General features: G+C 64.1%; 13 protein-coding genes and 1 riboswitch. Of the genes, 4 read left to right on the forward strand and 9 right to left on the reverse strand.

Annotated features, from left to right (window positions below; all coding sequences use genetic code 11):
• Window positions 1–26: 26 nt before the first annotated feature.
• From NKH02_RS10265 to thiB, 4 genes are all read right to left on the reverse strand, one after another.
• On the reverse strand, window positions 27–1,496 hold the full coding sequence (locus NKH02_RS10265) for a M48 family metalloprotease (RefSeq protein ID WP_352878381.1): 1,470 nt from the start codon (window positions 1,494–1,496) through the stop codon (window positions 27–29).
• 260 nt (window positions 1,497–1,756) lie between these two features.
• Window positions 1,757–2,533 carry a thiamine ABC transporter ATP-binding protein gene (thiQ, locus tag NKH02_RS10270; RefSeq protein WP_352878383.1) on the reverse strand — a complete coding sequence of 259 codons (777 nt, stop codon included), beginning with the start codon at window positions 2,531–2,533 and terminating at the stop codon, window positions 1,757–1,759.
• The gene (gene thiP / locus NKH02_RS10275) at window positions 2,526–4,145 is read right to left on the reverse strand and encodes a thiamine/thiamine pyrophosphate ABC transporter permease (protein ID WP_352878386.1); all 1,620 of its coding nucleotides are present in this window, start codon (window positions 4,143–4,145) and stop codon (window positions 2,526–2,528) included. Before thiP ends, thiQ begins: the two co-directional genes overlap by 8 nt.
• Before the next feature lie 240 nt (window positions 4,146–4,385).
• Window positions 4,386–5,384, reverse strand: coding sequence for a thiamine ABC transporter substrate binding subunit (thiB, locus tag NKH02_RS10280; RefSeq protein ID WP_352878389.1), 999 nt, complete (start codon window positions 5,382–5,384; stop codon window positions 4,386–4,388).
• A 43-nt stretch (window positions 5,385–5,427) separates the two neighbouring features.
• Window positions 5,428–5,542, reverse strand: a riboswitch (TPP riboswitch).
• An 87-nt stretch (window positions 5,543–5,629) separates the two neighbouring features.
• Here thiB and NKH02_RS10285 point away from each other — a divergent pair.
• Genes NKH02_RS10285 through NKH02_RS10295 form a run of 3 tightly spaced genes read left to right on the forward strand, consistent with a single transcriptional unit; the run spans window position 5,630 to window position 8,436 of the window.
• Window positions 5,630–6,274: a thiamine diphosphokinase gene (locus tag NKH02_RS10285; RefSeq protein WP_352864835.1), complete on the forward strand. Its 645-nt coding sequence runs from the start codon at window positions 5,630–5,632 to the stop codon at window positions 6,272–6,274.
• A 1-nt stretch (window position 6,275) separates the two neighbouring features.
• Window positions 6,276–8,096 carry an ABC-F family ATP-binding cassette domain-containing protein gene (locus NKH02_RS10290; protein WP_352878392.1) on the forward strand — a complete coding sequence of 607 codons (1,821 nt, stop codon included), beginning with the start codon at window positions 6,276–6,278 and terminating at the stop codon, window positions 8,094–8,096.
• 55 nt (window positions 8,097–8,151) lie between these two features.
• Window positions 8,152–8,436, forward strand: coding sequence for a type II toxin-antitoxin system CcdA family antitoxin (locus NKH02_RS10295; RefSeq protein ID WP_352878395.1), 285 nt, complete (start codon window positions 8,152–8,154; stop codon window positions 8,434–8,436).
• Window positions 8,437–8,457: 21 nt separating this feature from the next.
• Here NKH02_RS10295 and NKH02_RS10300 read toward each other — a convergent pair whose 3' ends face one another.
• The gene (locus tag NKH02_RS10300) at window positions 8,458–10,107 is read right to left on the reverse strand and encodes a hypothetical protein (RefSeq protein WP_352878398.1); all 1,650 of its coding nucleotides are present in this window, start codon (window positions 10,105–10,107) and stop codon (window positions 8,458–8,460) included.
• 75 nt (window positions 10,108–10,182) lie between these two features.
• Window positions 10,183–11,481, reverse strand: a complete 1,299-nt coding sequence (locus tag NKH02_RS10305) for an adenylosuccinate synthase (RefSeq protein ID WP_352864843.1) — start codon at window positions 11,479–11,481, stop codon at window positions 10,183–10,185.
• Window positions 11,482–11,687: 206 nt separating this feature from the next.
• On the opposite strand from NKH02_RS10305, the gene NKH02_RS10310 reads away from it, so the two are divergent.
• Window positions 11,688–12,599, forward strand: coding sequence for a DMT family transporter (locus NKH02_RS10310; protein WP_352878400.1), 912 nt, complete (start codon window positions 11,688–11,690; stop codon window positions 12,597–12,599).
• A 55-nt stretch (window positions 12,600–12,654) separates the two neighbouring features.
• On the opposite strand, the gene serA is transcribed toward NKH02_RS10310, so the two are convergent.
• The 3 genes from serA to NKH02_RS10325 all read right to left on the reverse strand — a co-directional run bounded on the left by serA (window position 12,655) and on the right by NKH02_RS10325 (window position 16,570).
• Window positions 12,655–14,253 carry a phosphoglycerate dehydrogenase gene (gene serA, locus NKH02_RS10315; RefSeq protein WP_352878403.1) on the reverse strand — a complete coding sequence of 533 codons (1,599 nt, stop codon included), beginning with the start codon at window positions 14,251–14,253 and terminating at the stop codon, window positions 12,655–12,657.
• A 176-nt stretch (window positions 14,254–14,429) separates the two neighbouring features.
• A complete protein-coding gene (locus NKH02_RS10320) occupies window positions 14,430–15,605 on the reverse strand; it encodes a phosphoserine transaminase (protein ID WP_352878406.1) in 1,176 nt (391 codons plus the stop codon).
• A gap of 200 nt (window positions 15,606–15,805) precedes the next feature.
• Window positions 15,806–16,570 (reverse strand): outer membrane protein, encoded by a 765-nt coding sequence (locus tag NKH02_RS10325; protein WP_352864852.1) that lies wholly within the window; start codon window positions 16,568–16,570, stop codon window positions 15,806–15,808.
• Between the last annotated feature and the right edge of the window lie 179 nt (window positions 16,571–16,749).

A 16,749-nucleotide genomic window follows, 5' to 3' on the forward strand; every position in this document is an offset into this window, starting at 1 on the left:
CCAGCGGATGAATTTCCGGCTGGCTCTTACTTGTCGGTGACGATCTTGACCTTGTCGCCGGCGGAAACCGCGGCACCCGGCGACAGCGCATTTAGCACGCGGAACAGGTCGAGCTTGCGGTCGACGCCAACCATCTGGGCCGAAAGCGAACCCATCGTCTGGCCCGGTTGGACGGTGACGACGCGGATGTGCAGTGGCTTCAAAGCAGCCTTTTCGGCAGCACTGAGGATCCTGAACGAGCCGCTGACCGAACGCGCCACGGTGTCCAACGTGGTGCTGGCCGAAGGTGCCGCGGTCAGCAGCCTGTAGACCTGGCCACCGGCACGGATCACGGCAATGTCGAACTGCCAGCCTTCGGCGCCGGCATGCGCGGTCGCCGCCTCGTTGCCGTTGATCGTCTCCTGCCTCACGCTGCTGTCGTCGAGGCCGGCCACCCAGCCGCTGCGGATATAGTCGGTGAGCGCGCGGTTCTTGTCGATCGAGACGCCGTCGAAGCGGATCGCCATATCGCCGGGGCCGGTTGCGGTCACCGCGGCGGCCGAATTGTCGATGATGAAGCCCTGCGGCACCGAGAAGGATACGCCGAGGCCCGGATGCATGAAGGTTTCGCCGCGCACATAGCCTTCCTCGGGCGTGTCGCCATAGAGCAGGCCGTCTATGCCGGCGAGGAAGGAATCGCGATCGCGCGTACCGACGCCGGGCGCGCCGAATTGGCGGGCAAGGCGCTGCGCCAGATCGATGCGCTGCGGCGTGTTGGGGTGCGTGGCCAGGAAGTCGAGGCTGGCGTCGGTGGCGCCGCTGATCGAACGGAAGTCCGTATAGGCCGACATCGACTGCAGGAAGCGGCCGGCGGCGAAAGGATCGTAACCGGCTTCGCCGATCGATTTGATGCCGATGGCGTCGGCTTCCAGCTCCTGGTTGCGCGAGAACTGCGCCAGCCTCAGCTTGCCCCGAATCAGCGCCGCCTTGGCGGTCGGGCTGCCGCCGAGCACATCGGAAACCACCTTGGTCGCCAGGCCTTCCTCGGCCTCGAGTTGCTGTCGCTGCAGGCCGTGATTGGCGGTGACGTGGCCCATCTCATGCGCGATGACAGCGGCAAGCTCCGCCGAATCATTGGCCAGCGCCAGCAGGCCGCGGGTGATGTAGAGATAGCCGCCCGGCAGCGCGAAGGCGTTGACGTTGGGCGAATTCAGGATGGTGATGCGATAGGTCTGCGTCGGGTTGGCCGACACCACGGTCAAATTGCCGACCACCTTGGCGACCATGCGCTCAAGCTTGGGATCGGAATATTCACCGCCATAAGTCGCCAGAATGCGCGGGTGCTGCGCCTTGGCCAGTTCGGCGAGCTTGTTGTTGGCGCCGACATTGTCGACCGTGATCGGCTTGTCGGAAGGCTGGAAGCCGGACTCCTGTACTTCCGGCGGCATGAACATCTGGCAGCTCGCCAGCGCCACGGCAAAGCCGGCCAACGCAAGAAAACGCGCCAGCGGATTCATTCGTAGTCTATCAACGCCGATCGCCAGAACGGCTTCCTTTCGGGTCCCGGCGCATGACCACGAAAACCGGGGGCGATTTTCGGAACATGTCATGCGCTATCTCAAACGGCTGCAGCATCCGTTGCCCGTCCCTTAGGGCACGAGCGGCGGATGCTGCAGGCAAATCACGGCCTGTGCCGGACCAGTAGGGCGGACCTAGCCACACTCCTCCAGTCATGGCAAGCAAGCGCCACATCGCCTGGAGTCGGTTTGACCGTAAATTATGTCCGCTTCCGGGCAATATCTCGTGATACACCGCCACTCGCGCCCATATAGCGCCGGAACGCTTCCGGACCAGCCCCGGTGAAGAAATCATCCGCTTTGCCGACTGCCGCCACCAACCCGTTGTCGAGAAACACTATGTGTTCGCCGATACGGCGGGCGTCTTCAGGCTGGTGGGTGACAAACAGCACCGTCATGCTCCGCTCGGCATGAACGGCGGCGACCATATCCAGCATGTCGTCGCGCAAAGCGGGCCCGAGCGAGGCGAAGGGTTCGTCGAGCAGCAGCACCGGCCGGTCGCGCACCAGAACGCGGGCCAATGCGACGCGCTGGCGCTCCCCGCCGGAAAGTTCGCGCGGCAGGCGCTTTTCCTTGCCCCCAAGGCCGGTTCGCGCAAGCGCCTCGGCGATCGCGGCGCGGTCCGTTTCGGTCAGCCGCAAGGCTGGCGAGCGGCCGAGCCCGACATTCTGCTCGACGGAAAGATGGGCGAAGAGGTTGTTCTCCTGGAACACCATCGATACCGGGCGCACCGAGGCCGGCTCGGCGCTGACATCGGCGCCGCCGATCAGCACGCGGCCCGACTGTGGCATCTCGAAGCCGGCGACCAGATTGAGCAGCGTCGACTTGCCCGACCCGCTCGGCCCCATGATCGCGGTGATCTTCGACGTGGCGAACTCGACATCGAAGACCAGCGGCGTCTCGCCGTAGCTGAACGCCACCTTGTCCAGCCGCACCGGCGCGCCTTTTTCAAGCCCGCTGGCCTTTCCATCAAGCATCCCGGATCCTCTCCCTTCCCAGCGAGTGCGCCGCCACGATCAGGGCGAGGCAGACGAGGCCGAGCAGCAGTGCCAGGCCGGCGGCATCCTCGGTGCGGTAGCTGCCCATGCGCGCCAGGAGAAGGTAGGGCAATGTCTGCACGGAATCGCTGCCGAACAAGGCAATGACGCCGAGATCGCCGAGCGACAGGGCCATGGCGAAAGCGAAGGCGGTGGCGAGCGGCCGACGCAGCGACGGCCAGTCGACCAGCACCAACCGGTTCCAGCCCGCAATGCCGAGCTGTGCACAGAGCCGTTCGTGACGCTCGCTCGCCGCATCATAGGCGGGACGGACGGCCCGTAGGGCGAACGGCATCGCCATCACCGCGTTGACGGTGACGACCATGACCGGGGCGATGGCGAAGACATCGCCGACATGGCGCAGCAACAGGAACCAGCCGGCGCCGACGACGATGGGCGGCACGACCAGGACGAAGCCGGCGCCTGTATCGGTGGCATGCTCAAGCATTGTCCGGGGGCCAGCCGAGCGGTTCAACGCCAGCGCCCGGCGCGCCACGGTCAACGCCAGCGATAGCATCACCGAGAGCAGTGCGGACAGGAAGGCCAGCCCCGCACTGGTCAGAGCCGCCTGCCGCACGGTGGCCTCGCCGGCCAGCCGGCCGAGATCGGCACCCAACCCGGCCGTCACCGTCGCCGCCATCGGCCCGACGACGAACAGCAGCGCCAAGACGATGAGCATGGCGTTCAGCCAGGTCTCGCTCCTCTTGACCGAGAGGTAGCGGCGTTGCGCAACCGGCAGGTTGGTGTCGCCGACCACATTGGCGCCCAGCCGCGTCAGTGCCAGCACCACGATAAAGGTCAGGGCGATCTGCAGCAGCGTCAGCGTCACCGCCCGCGCGGGATCGAAATCGAAGCGCAGCGCCTGGTAGATGCCGACCTCCAGCGTCGTCGCTGCCGGCCCGCCACCGAGCGTCAGCACAATGGTGAAGGATGTGATGCAGAGCATGAAGACTAGCCCGGCGACACCCGGCAATGCCGCACGCAGCGTTGGCCATTCGATCAGCCTGAACGCCGGCCGCGCTGCAATGCCGAGCTGGCTCGCCAGCCGCCATTGGTCGGCCGGTATAGTCTGCAGCGACTCGAGGAACAGCCTTGTCGCCAGCGGCAGGTTGAAGAAGACATGGGCGACGAGAATGCCCGACAGGCCGTAGATGCCCGGCCAGCTTCCACCGCCGATCACCGTGAACACGCCAGCGAAATAGCCGGCGCGGCCATAAAGCGCCAGCACGCCGAGTGCCGCGACGATGGCCGGCAGCGCCAACGGTATGGCGAAGATCTGCAGTATGAAGGCGCGGCCAAGGAAGCGTGGATGCCGCGACATCGCCCGCGCGACAAACAGCGCAGGGACGACGGAGAGGAGCGTCGACAATGCCGCTTGCCAGAGCGTGAAGCGCACGACGCGCAGCAGATAGGGATCGAAGGCTGCCCAGGCGCCCGAGAGGTCGTGGCCGCCTTCGAAAAGCAGGCCGGCAAACGCGCCACCGATGAGCAGCGCGATTGCGGCGAGCGCGAGGATGCCGGCGCTGATGCGGGGGTCAGACGCGCGTTGCACGCTGGACCACCTGACTTGAGGTTCTTAGCGAAGGCCGCGTTCCTTCGCGCCCCCCTCTGTCCTGCCGGACATCTCCCCCACAAGGGGGGAGATTGGCAGTTTCCGCGCCTCGCTCATTCCAGCAACGTTGGCGATTGGCGAAATCGCCGACGACAGCCAATCTCCCCCCGTGTGGGGGAGATGTCCAGCAGGACAGAGGGGGGCGCCGTAGGGCACTCATCTTTCGATCATAGGACCAAATTACTTGCTCATCACCGTCAGCCACTCATCTACCCAGGCCTTGCGGTTGGTGGCGACCTCTTCGGGGCTGAACAGCAAGGTCTTGGTCGGCTTGACCAGTTTGTCAAAGGCCGGGTTGAGCGGCTTGTCGGTCTTCCCTGCCGGGAACATCCAGTTGGTCTCCGGGATGGCATCCTGGAACTTCGGTCCGGTCATGAAGGCCATGAACTTCTCAGCCAGTGGGTTTTTCGCCCCTGTCGTGGTGATGCCCGCCACCTCGATCTGCAGGTACTCGCCCTCCTCGAAGGAGGCCGCCTGGTAGCGCTCGGTGTTTTCCGCCACCATGTGGTAGGCCGGCGACGTCGTGTAGGACAGCACCATCGGCGCCTCGCCCTTGGTGAACAGGCCGTAGGCCTCGCTCCAGCCCGGCGTCACGGTCAGCACTTTCGCCTTCAGCTTGGCCCAGGCTTCCGGCGCCTTGTCGCCATAGACCGACTTGACCCACAACAGCAGGCCGAGGCCCGGCGTCGAGGTGCGCGGATCCTGGATGACGATCTTGTCGTCGGCGCTGCCTTCTACCAGTTCTTTCAGGCTCTTCGGCGGGCTCTTCAGCTTCTCCGTGTCATAGACGACAGCGAAGTAACCGTAGTCAAAGGGGACAAAAGTGTCGTCGCTCCAGCCACCCGGCACAGTGGCATCCGCCACCGCGCCATGCGGCGCGAACAGGCCGGTGGCCTTGGCATCGGCGGTAAGGTTTGTGTCGAGGCCAAGCACGATATCGGCCTTCGTTGATGCGCCTTCCAGCTTGACGCGGTTGAGCAGCGCGACGCCATCGGCGACCGAGACGAACTCCACATCGCAGCCGCATTCGGCCTCGAATTCCTTCTTCACCACCGGACCCGGACCCCAGTCCGCGGTGAAACTCTCATATGTGTAGACGGTGAGTTTGTCCTTGGCCAAGGCCGGCCCGGACAAGACCACGGTCATGGCTGAGACAAGAGCGTATAAAAGCGTGCGCATCGGCGCCTCCTTCGTTCGAATTGAAAGGAATTGAGGCGTCGGACTGTCCGAAACGTCTAATCCCTCCGCCGGTACAAACCGGATCAGGTTCAGCGGGTTGGCGAGACTGCCTCTCAGCCGGTCCGCGAAGATCGCGTCCGGCACCCCGTTAGAGCGTTTCGACACATAGGCCCGGCCGATCCCTCACGCAAGTGGGAGTTTGCCGCCTTCCGTTTCCGGTGCCAGGCTGGTAAGGGCCACACGATATGAGCACATTCACCATCCTGCTTGGCGGCGACCTCATCCGCACGCCACGGCTCGACCGCCAGGTCGAAGGCTCCCGCGTGATTGCCGCCGACGCCGGCATCGGCCATGCGCGGCTGCTCGGCCTAGTCCCGGAACTGTGGGTGGGGGATTTCGATTCCGTGCCGGCCAACCTGCCGGAAAATCTCGCCACTGTCCCCCGCCGGACCTTCTCGGCGGAAAAGGACCAAACCGATGGCGAACTGGCCATCGCAGCCGCACTGGAGCTCGGCGCGACCAGCCTGGTGCTCGCCGGCGCCTTCGGCGGCAAGCGCGCCGACCACGCTTTCCTGCATCTTGCGCTTGCCCTGCGCCTTGCCGAGGCCGGAACGGAGGTGCTGCTGACCAGCGGCGCCCAGGAGGGCGTTCCCCTGCTCCACGGCAGGGCCGGTTTCGACTATGCCGACGGCACGCTGTTTTCGGTGCTCGGCTTTTCCGAACTCGCCGGCCTGACCGTCAATGGCGCCAAATGGCCACTGAATCACGTCAAGGTGGCGTTCGGTTCGTCGCTGACCATTTCCAATGAGGTCAAGGGCCGCCTCGAAATCGCGCTCGGCCACGGCCGCGCGATGCTGCTCGCTCATCCTTTTCCCTTACCTGAAAGCTGACATGGCCCCGCCCCTTCTCAACCTCGACGGGATAAAACTGACCTTCGGTGGCACGCCGCTACTCGATGGCGCCGCCTTGACCGCTTCTGCCGGCGACAAGATCGCGCTGGTCGGCCGCAACGGGTCGGGCAAGTCGACGCTGCTGAAGATCGCCGCCGGCCTGATCGAGCCGCAGGACGGCGAGGTGTTCCGCCAGCCTTCGGCGACCGTCCGCTATTTGCCGCAGATGCCCGACATGGAGGGTTTTGCCAGTGTCCGCGCCTATGTCGAGGCCGGACTCGGACCCGCCGACGACCCGTACCGCGCCAGCTATCTGATGGAGCATCTCGGCCTCTCGGGTGAGGAGCGGCCGAACGACCTGTCCGGCGGCGAGGCAAGGCGCGCGGCCCTTGCCCGCGTCATGGCGCCCGAACCCGACATCCTGCTGCTCGACGAGCCGACCAATCATCTCGACCTCTCGGTGATCGAATGGCTGGAAGAGGAGCTCGTCCGCACCTCATCGGCACTGATCGTCATCTCGCACGACCGCCGCTTTCTCGAGCGTGTATCGCGCGCCACCGTCTGGCTCGATCGCGGCCAGACGCGCAGGCTGGACAAGGGTTTTGGCCATTTCGAGGAATGGCGCGACCTGGTGCTGGAAGAGGAAGAACGCGAGCAGCACAAGCTTGGCCGCCAGATCGTGCGCGAGGAGCACTGGCTGCGCTACGGCGTGACGGCGCGGCGCAAGCGCAACATGCGCCGGCTGGGCGAGTTGCAAACCATGCGCCAGCGTTTTCGCGGACATCGCGGCGCCGAAGGCTCGGCCACCATGGTGGCGAGCGACGCCGCCGAATCCGGCAAGCTGGTGATCGAGGCCAAGAACATCGAGAAGAGTTTCGGCGATCTCACCGTGGTCAAGGGGTTTTCGACCCGCATCCAGCGCGGCGATCGGGTCGGTCTGGTCGGGCCGAACGGCGCCGGCAAGACGACGCTCTTGAAGATGCTGACCGGCGAGATGAAGCCCGACGCCGGTTCGGTGCGGCTCGGCACCAATCTGGAGATCGCCACGCTCGACCAGAAGCGCGAGGCCGTCGACCCGCAGGAGACACTGGCGCAGTATCTCACCGACGGGCGCGGCGAGAACCTGGTCATCAATGGCGAGCAGCGCCATGTCGTCTCCTACATGAAGGATTTCCTGTTCAAGCCGGAACAGGCGCGCACGCCGGTGCGCGAGCTGTCCGGCGGCGAGCGAGCGCGGCTCTTGCTGGCGCGCGTGCTGGCCCGACCGGCAAACCTGCTGGTGCTCGATGAGCCGACCAACGATCTCGACATGGAGACGCTGGAACTGCTGCAAGAACTGGTCGCCGGGTTTGCCGGAACGGTCATCCTGGTCAGCCACGACCGTGATTTCCTCGACCGCACCGTGACCAGCCTGATCGCGCCGGATGGTGACGGCCGCTGGATCGAATATGCCGGCGGTTATTCCGACATGCTGGCGCAACGCGGCGGCACCAGGCTCGACGACCGTAAGGCGCGCGCGAAAGCCGAAAATGGCGAAGCGTCGGCACCGGGTAGGAGCGAGGCAGCCGCGCCAAAGGGGCCGCCGAAAAAACTGTCGTTCAAGCAGAAGTTCGCGCTGGAATCGCTGCCCAAGAAAATCGAAGCGGTGATGGCGTCGATCTCGAGGCTTGAAAACAACATCGCCGATCCGGCCTATTACGAGCGCGATCCGGCTTCCTTCCAGAAGACCATCGCCGCCCTCGACAAGGAGCGCGCCACGCTGGCAGCGCTGGAGGAGGAATGGCTGGAACTGGAGATGCTGCGCGAAGAAATGGAGGGGTAGTGGTGTGTGCAAGTTTTATGCATCTATATTGGACGCATAAAAGGAGGCGAACTCCATGCTTCAGCCAAAGCCGAAACCTCAGCGAAAATCAGTGAGCATATCCATCAGCTCACAGTTGATCGAAGACGCCAAAGCGTTGGACGTCAACCTCTCCGGCGCCGCAGAGGTGAGTATCGCCAAAGCGATTGCTGCGGAAAAGACGCATCAATGGCAAGAAGAAAACAAGGAAGCCATCGAAAGCTCCAATGCTTATGTCAGGCGCAACGGACTTCCGTTGGCAAAACATAGGCTGTTTGACGCGGCGCTACCGACCCTATCCAGACTCCTGACAGACTTTTGAGAGGCGCCAACGGCGCCCTTCTCAGCCCGCCGTCTTCGCCTGCCAGGCTTTGATCGCCTCGTCGAACACCTTCTCGCCGGGAATGCCTTTTTCCATGGTCAGCAATGCCCGCCGCCCGGTCTTGTAGACGACCGGCACGTCGATCCAGTCCTGGCCGCGCAGCAAGGTCATGTTGGCGTCTTCGTCGGCCTTGGTGTCGTTTAGCGCGACGAGGAAGAAGCCGTCGGCGATCTTGGCCGGAATACCGATCAGCGGGCTGCCGGCATCCTGTTCCGAACCCTTCATGGCGACGCGCAGGATGTTGTCGACGCCACCGCCTTCAAAGCCGTCCGGCGTCAGGAAGATCATCTCGATGATATGGCTGGCCGGCAGTGTCTGGTCGGTGTTGCGGCGGATGGTCATGCGCAACTGGATGTCCTTGCCGGGAATGGTCGCCTCGGCGCGGATCGCCGGCTCCGGCGGCAGGTCGCCACCGGGCGATTCCTGTACCAGCGACCAGACGATGTTGCCCGGCTCCGCCGAACCCTGTGCGGTGCTGGTGCGCTCCTCGTAGAAGATCGCCTTCTGGCCGACCGGCAGCGCGGTTTCCGCGGGCGCGGTGGCTGGGGCCGCCGGCGCGGCACCCGCCGGTGCTGGCGGAGTGGCGGCGGCATTGGCCGGCGCCGCCGGGGCTCCGTTGGCAGGCGGCGTTGCGGGGGCGGCACCTGCCGCCGGAGGCGTAGCCGCGGGAGGAGTGCCGGCGGTCGGTGCGGAAATCGGCGGCGCGTTGGTCGCCGAGGGCGGCGTGGTCAGCGCGGCGACCGATTCGCCTTCGCCGATGCCGCTTTGTCCGCCGGCCGGGCCGGGGTCGACTTCACTGCCTTGCGGCGTCAGCCGCTGGGTGAATTTCGTGCTTTCGGCTTCCGTGCCGCCAGCTGCCGGCGCCGGCGGCGGCGCAGCGGCATCGGTTGCTGGCTTGGCAGGTGCCGGCTTCACGGGTTCGGTCTTTGTCGCGACCTTGGTGCCGTCGAGCCCGAGCATCTTGTCGAAGGCGTCCTTGTTCAGCCAGATGCCGTAGCCGCCACCGGCGATGACCAGAAGCGCGACGACGGCGGCGATCAGCCCGCCATAGCTGCGCTTGCGCTCCGCCGGGCGCCGGCGCTGGAAAGTGTCCGACACCGGCTCTTCGTTGCTGGAAAAGACATCGACACCGTCGTCCGCCTCCTCGGCGTCCATCGCTGCAAGAGGCGTGTCGGCGCGAGCCGGCTGGGCAGGCCCCGGCGTTGGCCTTTGCCAGCTTGGCTCGACCTTGGCGGCAGGTGTGGGCGCGGATTGATAAGGTTCAGGCTTGGCCGCGGGCGGTGCCGGCCAGGCCGGTTCCGCCTTCGCCGGTTGCCGTGTGTGGCTCGGCTGGTTCTTGTTGCGATCGATCGAGGAAAAGATGTTTTCCAGTTCCGCGAGCGGGTCGGTCTCCGGCTCGCTCCTGGCATAGTCCCGCTCGACACTCGCAATGGCATCTTCCAGACCACGTTTCTGCTTGGCGACATCCTCCGGCGAAAGCGGCGGATCGCGCTGGGCAATCTTCGCTGCGATCGTGGAGCGGGCCTTTTCGTAGACCTTCGCCCGCATCCCTGGCGACTGATCGCCGAGACCGTTTATCGCTTTCTTCAGAACAAAAACGAAATCTGCCATGCTTCAGTCGACCTGTATTTTGTTTCCGCGCCGGCCCCCGCAGATCAGCCGCGATGCCCGGAAAGGCTTCAGAAACTAGTCTTGAAACGGATCGGTCACAAGTATCGTGTCGTCCCGTTCCGGGCTGGTGGAAAGGAGCGCGACCGGGGCACCGATCAGCTCCTCGATGTAGCGGACATATTTGACCGCCTGGGCCGGCAGATCGTTCCAGCTGCGCGCGCCGGCGGTGGTGCCTTTCCAGCCCTCCAGCGTCTCGTAGACCGGTTCGACACGCGCCTGCGCGCCCTGGCTGGCCGGCAGATAGTCGATCATCTCGCCGTCGAGGCGATAGCCGGTGCAGACCTTGATCTCGTCCAGCCCGTCGAGCACGTCGAGCTTGGTCAGCGCGATGCCCTTGATGCCGTTGACGGCGACGGCCTGGCGCACCAGCACGGCGTCGAACCAGCCGCAGCGGCGTTTGCGGCCGGTGACGACGCCGAATTCATGTCCGCGCGTGCCGAGGAATTCGCCGATCTCGTTCTTCTGCTCGGTCGGAAACGGACCTTCGCCGACGCGCGTCGTGTAAGCCTTGGTGATGCCCAACACATAGCCGATGGCGCCCGGGCCGACACCGGAGCCGGCAGCCGCCTGCCCGGCGACCGTGTTCGACGAGGTGACGAACGGATAGGTGCCATGGTCAATATCGAGCAGTGTGCCTTGCGCGCCCTCGAACAGGATGCGCTCGCCAGCCCGGCGCTTGTCGTCGAGGATTTTCCATACCCGGTCCATATAGGGCAAGATCTCGTGCGCGACCGAAGTCAGCTCCTGCATGATCGCATCATGTGTGACTTCCGCGTGGCCGAGCCCGCGACGCAGCGCATTGTGGTGCGTCAGCAGCCTATCGACCTTCAAGGGCAGCGTTTCCAAATCCGCCAAATCCATCACCCTGACCGCACGCCGGCCCACCTTGTCCTCGTAGGCGGGGCCGATGCCACGACGGGTCGTGCCAATCTTCGTTCCGGAATTGGAAGCTGCGTCCTCGCGGAATCCGTCCAGTTCCCGATGCAGGGACAGGATAAGCGCTGTGTTTTCGGCTATTTTCAGGCGATCCGGCGCCACTTCGACACCTTGAGCCTTGAGCTTGGCCACTTCGGCGACGAAAGCGTGCGGGTCGAAAACGACGCCATTGCCGATGATGGACAGCTTGCCCTGGCGCACGACGCCCGACGGAAGCAAAGACAATTTGTAGACCTTGCCATCGACGACCAGCGTATGGCCGGCATTGTGGCCGCCTTGGAAACGCACCACGACATCGGCGCGCTCCGACAGCCAGTCGACGATCTTGCCCTTGCCTTCATCGCCCCACTGCGAGCCGACGACCACCACATTGGCCATGTTTCTTTTCCCTTGAGACGCCGCCAAGCGGCTTGAATATGGTTCGAAACGACAGGCCTCTATAACGTCAAGACCTCGCGAGTGCGACCTTTCTTTGCCGCCGAAAATGCCCTGAGGCACAACAATTTTCGGCTTTGACATCATTTACTTGGACGCACGGGGGCAATAGGCCGACAAACACCGCGGCCCGCGGCCGGAATCCCGCGATGTATCGAAGCGCCTACATAGTCCTGCTGCTCACCACCTTGCTGTGGGGCGGCAACTCGGTGGCCGGCAAGCTGGCGGTCGATCACGTCTCGCCGATGACGCTCGTCTTCCTGCGCTGGGTGCTGGCCGTGGCGATCATGCTGCCGATCGGCTGGAAGACGATACGCAAGGACTGGCCGGTGGTGCGCAAGCACTGGCTCATCCTCTCGGCCCTCGGTGCCAGCGGTTTCACCCTGTTCAACACCATCTTCTACACGGCCCTCAACTATACGACTGCGATCAACGTCTCGATCGAACAGGCGGCGATGCCGATTCTGATCATGACGGCCAATTTCGTCTTCTTCCGCCTGCGCGTGAACTGGGCGCAGATTGTCGGCGTCGTGCTGACCATCGCCGGCGTGATCCTGACCGCCTGCCACGGCGACCCGCGCCGGCTGTTGACGCTGGAGCTCAATTTCGGCGACGCCATAATGCTGGCCGCCGTGTTTCTCTACAGCGGCTATTCGGTCGGGCTGCGGCTGAAACCGATGATGCATTGGCAGAGCCTGATGCTCGCCCTGTCGGTCGCCGCTCTCGTCACCTCGGTGCCTTTCTTCCTGTGGGAGATCGCCGCCGGCACGGTCATCGTGCCCGACGCGCGCGGCTGGGCGGTCATCGTCTATACCGCGATCGGCGCCTCGGTCATCTCGCAGATCTTTTACATCAGGGGCAACGAGCTGATCGGCGCCAACCGCGCCGGCCTGTTCATCAATCTGGTGCCGATCTTCGGCACGCTGCTGTCGGTGCTGATCGTCGGCGAGACGTTCCAGCTCTACCAGGCACTGGCTTTGGTGCTCGTGCTGGGCGGCATCGGGCTTGCCGAATACAGCGGGCGCAAGGCAGCGAACCTGCCATCAGCCAGGACACGCTGAACACAAAAGGCGCGGCCCAGGCCGCGCCCTTCGATCTTTCACAGCAACTCCTGGGTCACATCGCGTTGATGTCGAACTGCAGCCGCTTGGCCGAATCGATCGACTTGTGCGCCTTGACCTTTTCCAGCACGGCCTCCGGGAACGGCGCGTCGAGATAGAGCAGCGCGATGGCATCGCCGCCCGGCCGGTTGCGGCCAAGCTGGAAGTTGGCGATGTTGACGCCGTTCTCGCCGCAGACGGTGCCGAGCAGGCCGATGATGCCCGGCGCGTCGGCATTGGTCGTGTAGAGCATGTGCTGGCCGACCTCGGCATCGAGATTGATGCCCTTGATCTGGATGAAGCGCGGCTTGCCATCGGAGAAGCAGGTCCCGGCGATCGAGCGCGTCTTGTGCTCGGTCGTCACCGTCAGCTTGATGTAGCCGTCGAACACGCCCGACTTGTCGCGCTTGACCTCGGCAACGATGATGCCGCGCTCCTTCACCATGATCGGCGCCGACACCATGTTGACGTCGGAGACCTGCGGCCGGATCAGCCCGGCAAGCGCGGCACTGATCAGCGCGCGGGTATTCATTGTCGCCGTCGAGCCGTCGAACAGGATCTCGACCTCCTTGATCGGGTCTTCTGTGACCTGGCCGACAAAGGCGCCGAGCACTTCGGCGAGCTTGACGAAGGGCTTCAGCCGCGGGGCTTCCTCGGCGGTGATCGACGGCATGTTGATGGCATTGGAGACGGCACCCTTGATCAGATAGTCGGCCATCTGTTCGGCGACCTGCAGCGCAACATTCTCTTGCGCTTCCGCCGTCGAGGCGCCGAGATGCGGCGTCGCCACCACATTCTCCATGCCGAACAACGCATTCTGCTCGGCCGGCTCGACCTCGAACACGTCGACGCCCGCGCCCGCCACCTTGCCGCTCTTCAGCGCCGCGACCAGATCGGCTTCGACGATCAGCCCGCCGCGGGCGCAGTTGATGATGCGCACACCGTTCTTCATCTTGGAGATGGCCGCGGCGTCGATGATGTTGCGCGTCTTGTCGGTCAGCGGCGTATGCAGCGTGATGAAGTCGGCGCGGGCGAAAAGCTCGTCCAGCTCGACCTTGTCGACGCCGAGTTCCTCGGCGCGTTTGTCCGATAGGAACGGGTCGAAGGCGATGACATGCATCTTCAACCCGACGCCGCGCGTCGCGACGATCGAGCCGATGTTGCCGCAGCCGATCACGCCCAGCGTCTTGCCGGTGATCTCGACGCCCATGAAGCGGTTCTTCTCCCATTTGCCGGCATGGGTCGAAGCGTTGGCTTCCGGGATCTGGCGGGCAAGCGCGAAGATCATCGCCACCGCATGTTCGGCTGTCGTGATCGAATTGCCGAAGGGCGTGTTCATCACGATGATGCCCTTGCGGCTCGCCGCCGGGATGTCGACATTGTCGACGCCGATGCCGGCGCGGCCGACGACTTTGAGTTTCGTGGCGGCGTTGATCAACTTTTCGGTGACCTTGGTCGCCGAGCGGATGGCGAGGCCATCATACTGGCCGATCACTTCGAGCAGCTTTTCCTTGTCCTTGCCGAGATCGGGCAGATAGTCGACCTCGACGCCACGATCCTTGAATATCTGCACGGCGGTGGGAGAAAGTTTGTCCGAGACGAGAACGCGGGGCATAGTTTGGTCCTTTGCGATTGGCGTCCCTCCCGCTTGAGGGGAGGGTCGGCGCGAAGCGCCGGGGTGGGATCGGTACGGCCGGACGCGGCCTAATCTGTTGATGTTGGTAACGTGGAGCTGGGTGGAGAGGACCCCACCCGGCCATTCGGGCCACCCCTCCCCTCAAGGGGGAGGGATTAGGCAGCCGCTTTAAGCGACGCCTTCTGCGCGGCGAAGGCCCAGTCGAGCCAGGGCAGCAATGCTTCGAGATCCGACGTCTCGACGGTCGCGCCGCACCAGACGCGCAGGCCGGGCGGTGCGTCACGATAGGCGCCGATGTCGTAGGCGACACCTTCCTTGTCGAGCGTGGAGACCAAGCCCTTGGCGAAGGCCGCTTGCCCATCGGCGTCGAGCGCGGACACATCCGGATCGGTGAAGGACAGACACACGGACGTGTTCGACCGCGTCGCCGGCTGGACGGCGAGATGACCGAGCCATGAGGACTTGGCGACAAAGCGATCGAGGACGGCCGCATTGGCATCCGCCCTGGCGATCAGCCCTTCGAGGCCGCCGATCGACTTCGCCCAGTTGAGCGCATCGAGATAGTCCTCGACGCACAGCATCGACGGCGTGTTGATGGTCTCGCCCTTGAAGATGCCTTCGATCAACTTGCCGCCCGAGGTCAGGCGGAAGATTTTCGGCAGCGGCCATGAAGGCTTATAGATCTCCAGCCGCTCGACCGCGCGGGGTGACAGGATCAGCATGCCGTGCGCGCCCTCGCCGCCCAGCACCTTCTGCCAGGAGAAGGTGACGACATCGAGTTTTTCGAAATCGAGCCTCTGTGCGAAGGCGGCCGAAGTCGCGTCGCAGATGGTCAGGCCCTTGCGATCCGCGGGAATGAAATCGCCATTCGGCACGCGCACGCCGGACGTGGTGCCATTCCAGGTGAAGACCACATCGCGGTCGAAATCGATCTTTGTGAGGACGGGCAGTTCGCCGTAGCCGGCTTCGATCTTGCGCACATCGGCGAGCTTCAATTGCTTGACCACGTCGGTGACCCAGCCGGAGCCAAAGCTCTCCCAGGCGACCATGTCGACGCCGCGCTCGCCGAGCAGCGACCACAGCGCCATCTCGACCGCGCCGGTGTCCGACGCCGGTACGATGCCGATGCGGTAGTCCGCCGGGACCTGGAGAATTTCCCGCGTCAGCTCGATCGCCTGTTCGAGCTTGGCCTTGCCGATCCTGGCGCGGTGGGAACGGCCGAGCGCGGCATTGTTCAGCGCCTCGACCGACCAGCCGGGGCGCTTTGCGCAGGGACCTGAGGAAAAATTGGGGTTTGCCGGACGGAGTCCGGGCTTCGTATGCGTCGTCATCGTGGTCTATCCTTCCAGATAGTGGCCCCTCGTTGGGGAGGGGTGGCCCACGGACGGCGATATGCGTTCAGGCTTCGGGCGTCAAGAGGAAAGTTTTTGTCGCTGGCGGGATACTGGCGATCTGTGATCAGGATGGCGTGACTTCAAACGCAAACGGCGGACCCGAAGATCCGCCGTCCTGATCCTCGTGCTCGCGGCGCCTACCAGAGATCGTAGCGCAGCCCGAGCTTGACCTGGTGGTTGCTGATCCCCTTTTTGATCGGATAGGAGGTCAGGCTTTCGGCTGTCACATATTCGGCATCCGGGGCGGAGAAATACTGATAGCCCAGATCGACGGAAACGTTCTTCGTCACCTGATAGGCAAGGCCGGCATTCAGCGTATAGGCCAGGGAGTACTGGGTCTTGCTGTCATTCAGTACGAAATCATCGCTGGGATCGCTGTTGTCGGTGAAGTAGCTAGCCGAGAGGCTGCGCTTGCTGCGGACGACACCGATACCGGCGCCGAGATAAGGCGTGATCCCGACATAGGTGCCAAGATCGACATAGCCATTGAGCATGCCCGAGAAGGCGTAGTTCTTCAGGGACGCCGATGCCACGGTCGGCTCTGCCGCAGTCGCTGAATCGTCATAGCCGACGCCGATCTTGTTGCCGGGCAGATAGCCCAGATTGAGATCGGCGCGCAGATAGTCGTTGAAATGGTAGCCGAAGCCGATGCTGGCAAAGATGGGGTCTTCCTTGTCGCTGAAGCTTGCCGGCGTGAAGGCGAAATTGTCGTTCCTGAAGCTCTTCTGCGCCAGGTACGAGACATCGCCGCGCAGATACCAGCCGGAGCCGACCTCGACCGGCACATAATCGGGCGCCTGGTCGACATAGATCGGCGGGTCGTAGTCGGCGGCGTGCACGGGCGTCAGCGGCAAGAGGGCTAAGGCGCCAAGTGCCAGCGTCATACGCGAAATGATTTTCATGGTCCCCGACTCCCGAATTTGGCGCCGCCAGGAATAGCAACGGCAGCCATCGTTTCAGGAAGCATTGTTAACCATAGTGGTTAAGTGCCGGTTAAGGCTAACAGAGCGTTAGCGAATTCATTTCCGGCAGGGTCTCATCGGGGCGGTGCAAACGAAAACCGCCCGGCTGATGCCGGGCG

The organism is Mesorhizobium sp. M1396, from assembly GCF_040317725.1.
GTDB lineage: Bacteria > Pseudomonadota > Alphaproteobacteria > Rhizobiales > Rhizobiaceae > Mesorhizobium.

Excerpts from the sequence above, each read along its gene's own strand:
- NKH02_RS10265 (WP_352878381.1), bottom strand. The coding sequence starts at position 1,496 with ATGAATCCGCTGGCGCGTTTTCTTGCGTTGGCCGGCTTTGCCGTGGCG.
- thiQ (WP_352878383.1), bottom strand. The coding sequence starts at position 2,533 with ATGCTTGATGGAAAGGCCAGCGGGCTTGAAAAAGGCGCGCCGGTGCGG.
- thiB (WP_352878389.1), bottom strand. The coding sequence starts at position 5,384 with ATGCGCACGCTTTTATACGCTCTTGTCTCAGCCATGACCGTGGTCTTG.
- NKH02_RS10285 (WP_352864835.1), top strand. The coding sequence starts at position 5,630 with ATGAGCACATTCACCATCCTGCTTGGCGGCGACCTCATCCGCACGCCA.
- NKH02_RS10290 (WP_352878392.1), top strand. The coding sequence starts at position 6,276 with ATGGCCCCGCCCCTTCTCAACCTCGACGGGATAAAACTGACCTTCGGT.
- NKH02_RS10295 (WP_352878395.1), top strand. The coding sequence starts at position 8,152 with ATGCTTCAGCCAAAGCCGAAACCTCAGCGAAAATCAGTGAGCATATCC.
- NKH02_RS10300 (WP_352878398.1), bottom strand. The coding sequence starts at position 10,107 with ATGGCAGATTTCGTTTTTGTTCTGAAGAAAGCGATAAACGGTCTCGGC.
- NKH02_RS10305 (WP_352864843.1), bottom strand. The coding sequence starts at position 11,481 with ATGGCCAATGTGGTGGTCGTCGGCTCGCAGTGGGGCGATGAAGGCAAG.
- NKH02_RS10310 (WP_352878400.1), top strand. The coding sequence starts at position 11,688 with ATGTATCGAAGCGCCTACATAGTCCTGCTGCTCACCACCTTGCTGTGG.
- serA (WP_352878403.1), bottom strand. The coding sequence starts at position 14,253 with ATGCCCCGCGTTCTCGTCTCGGACAAACTTTCTCCCACCGCCGTGCAG.
- NKH02_RS10320 (WP_352878406.1), bottom strand. The coding sequence starts at position 15,605 with ATGACGACGCATACGAAGCCCGGACTCCGTCCGGCAAACCCCAATTTT.
- NKH02_RS10325 (WP_352864852.1), bottom strand. The coding sequence starts at position 16,570 with ATGAAAATCATTTCGCGTATGACGCTGGCACTTGGCGCCTTAGCCCTC.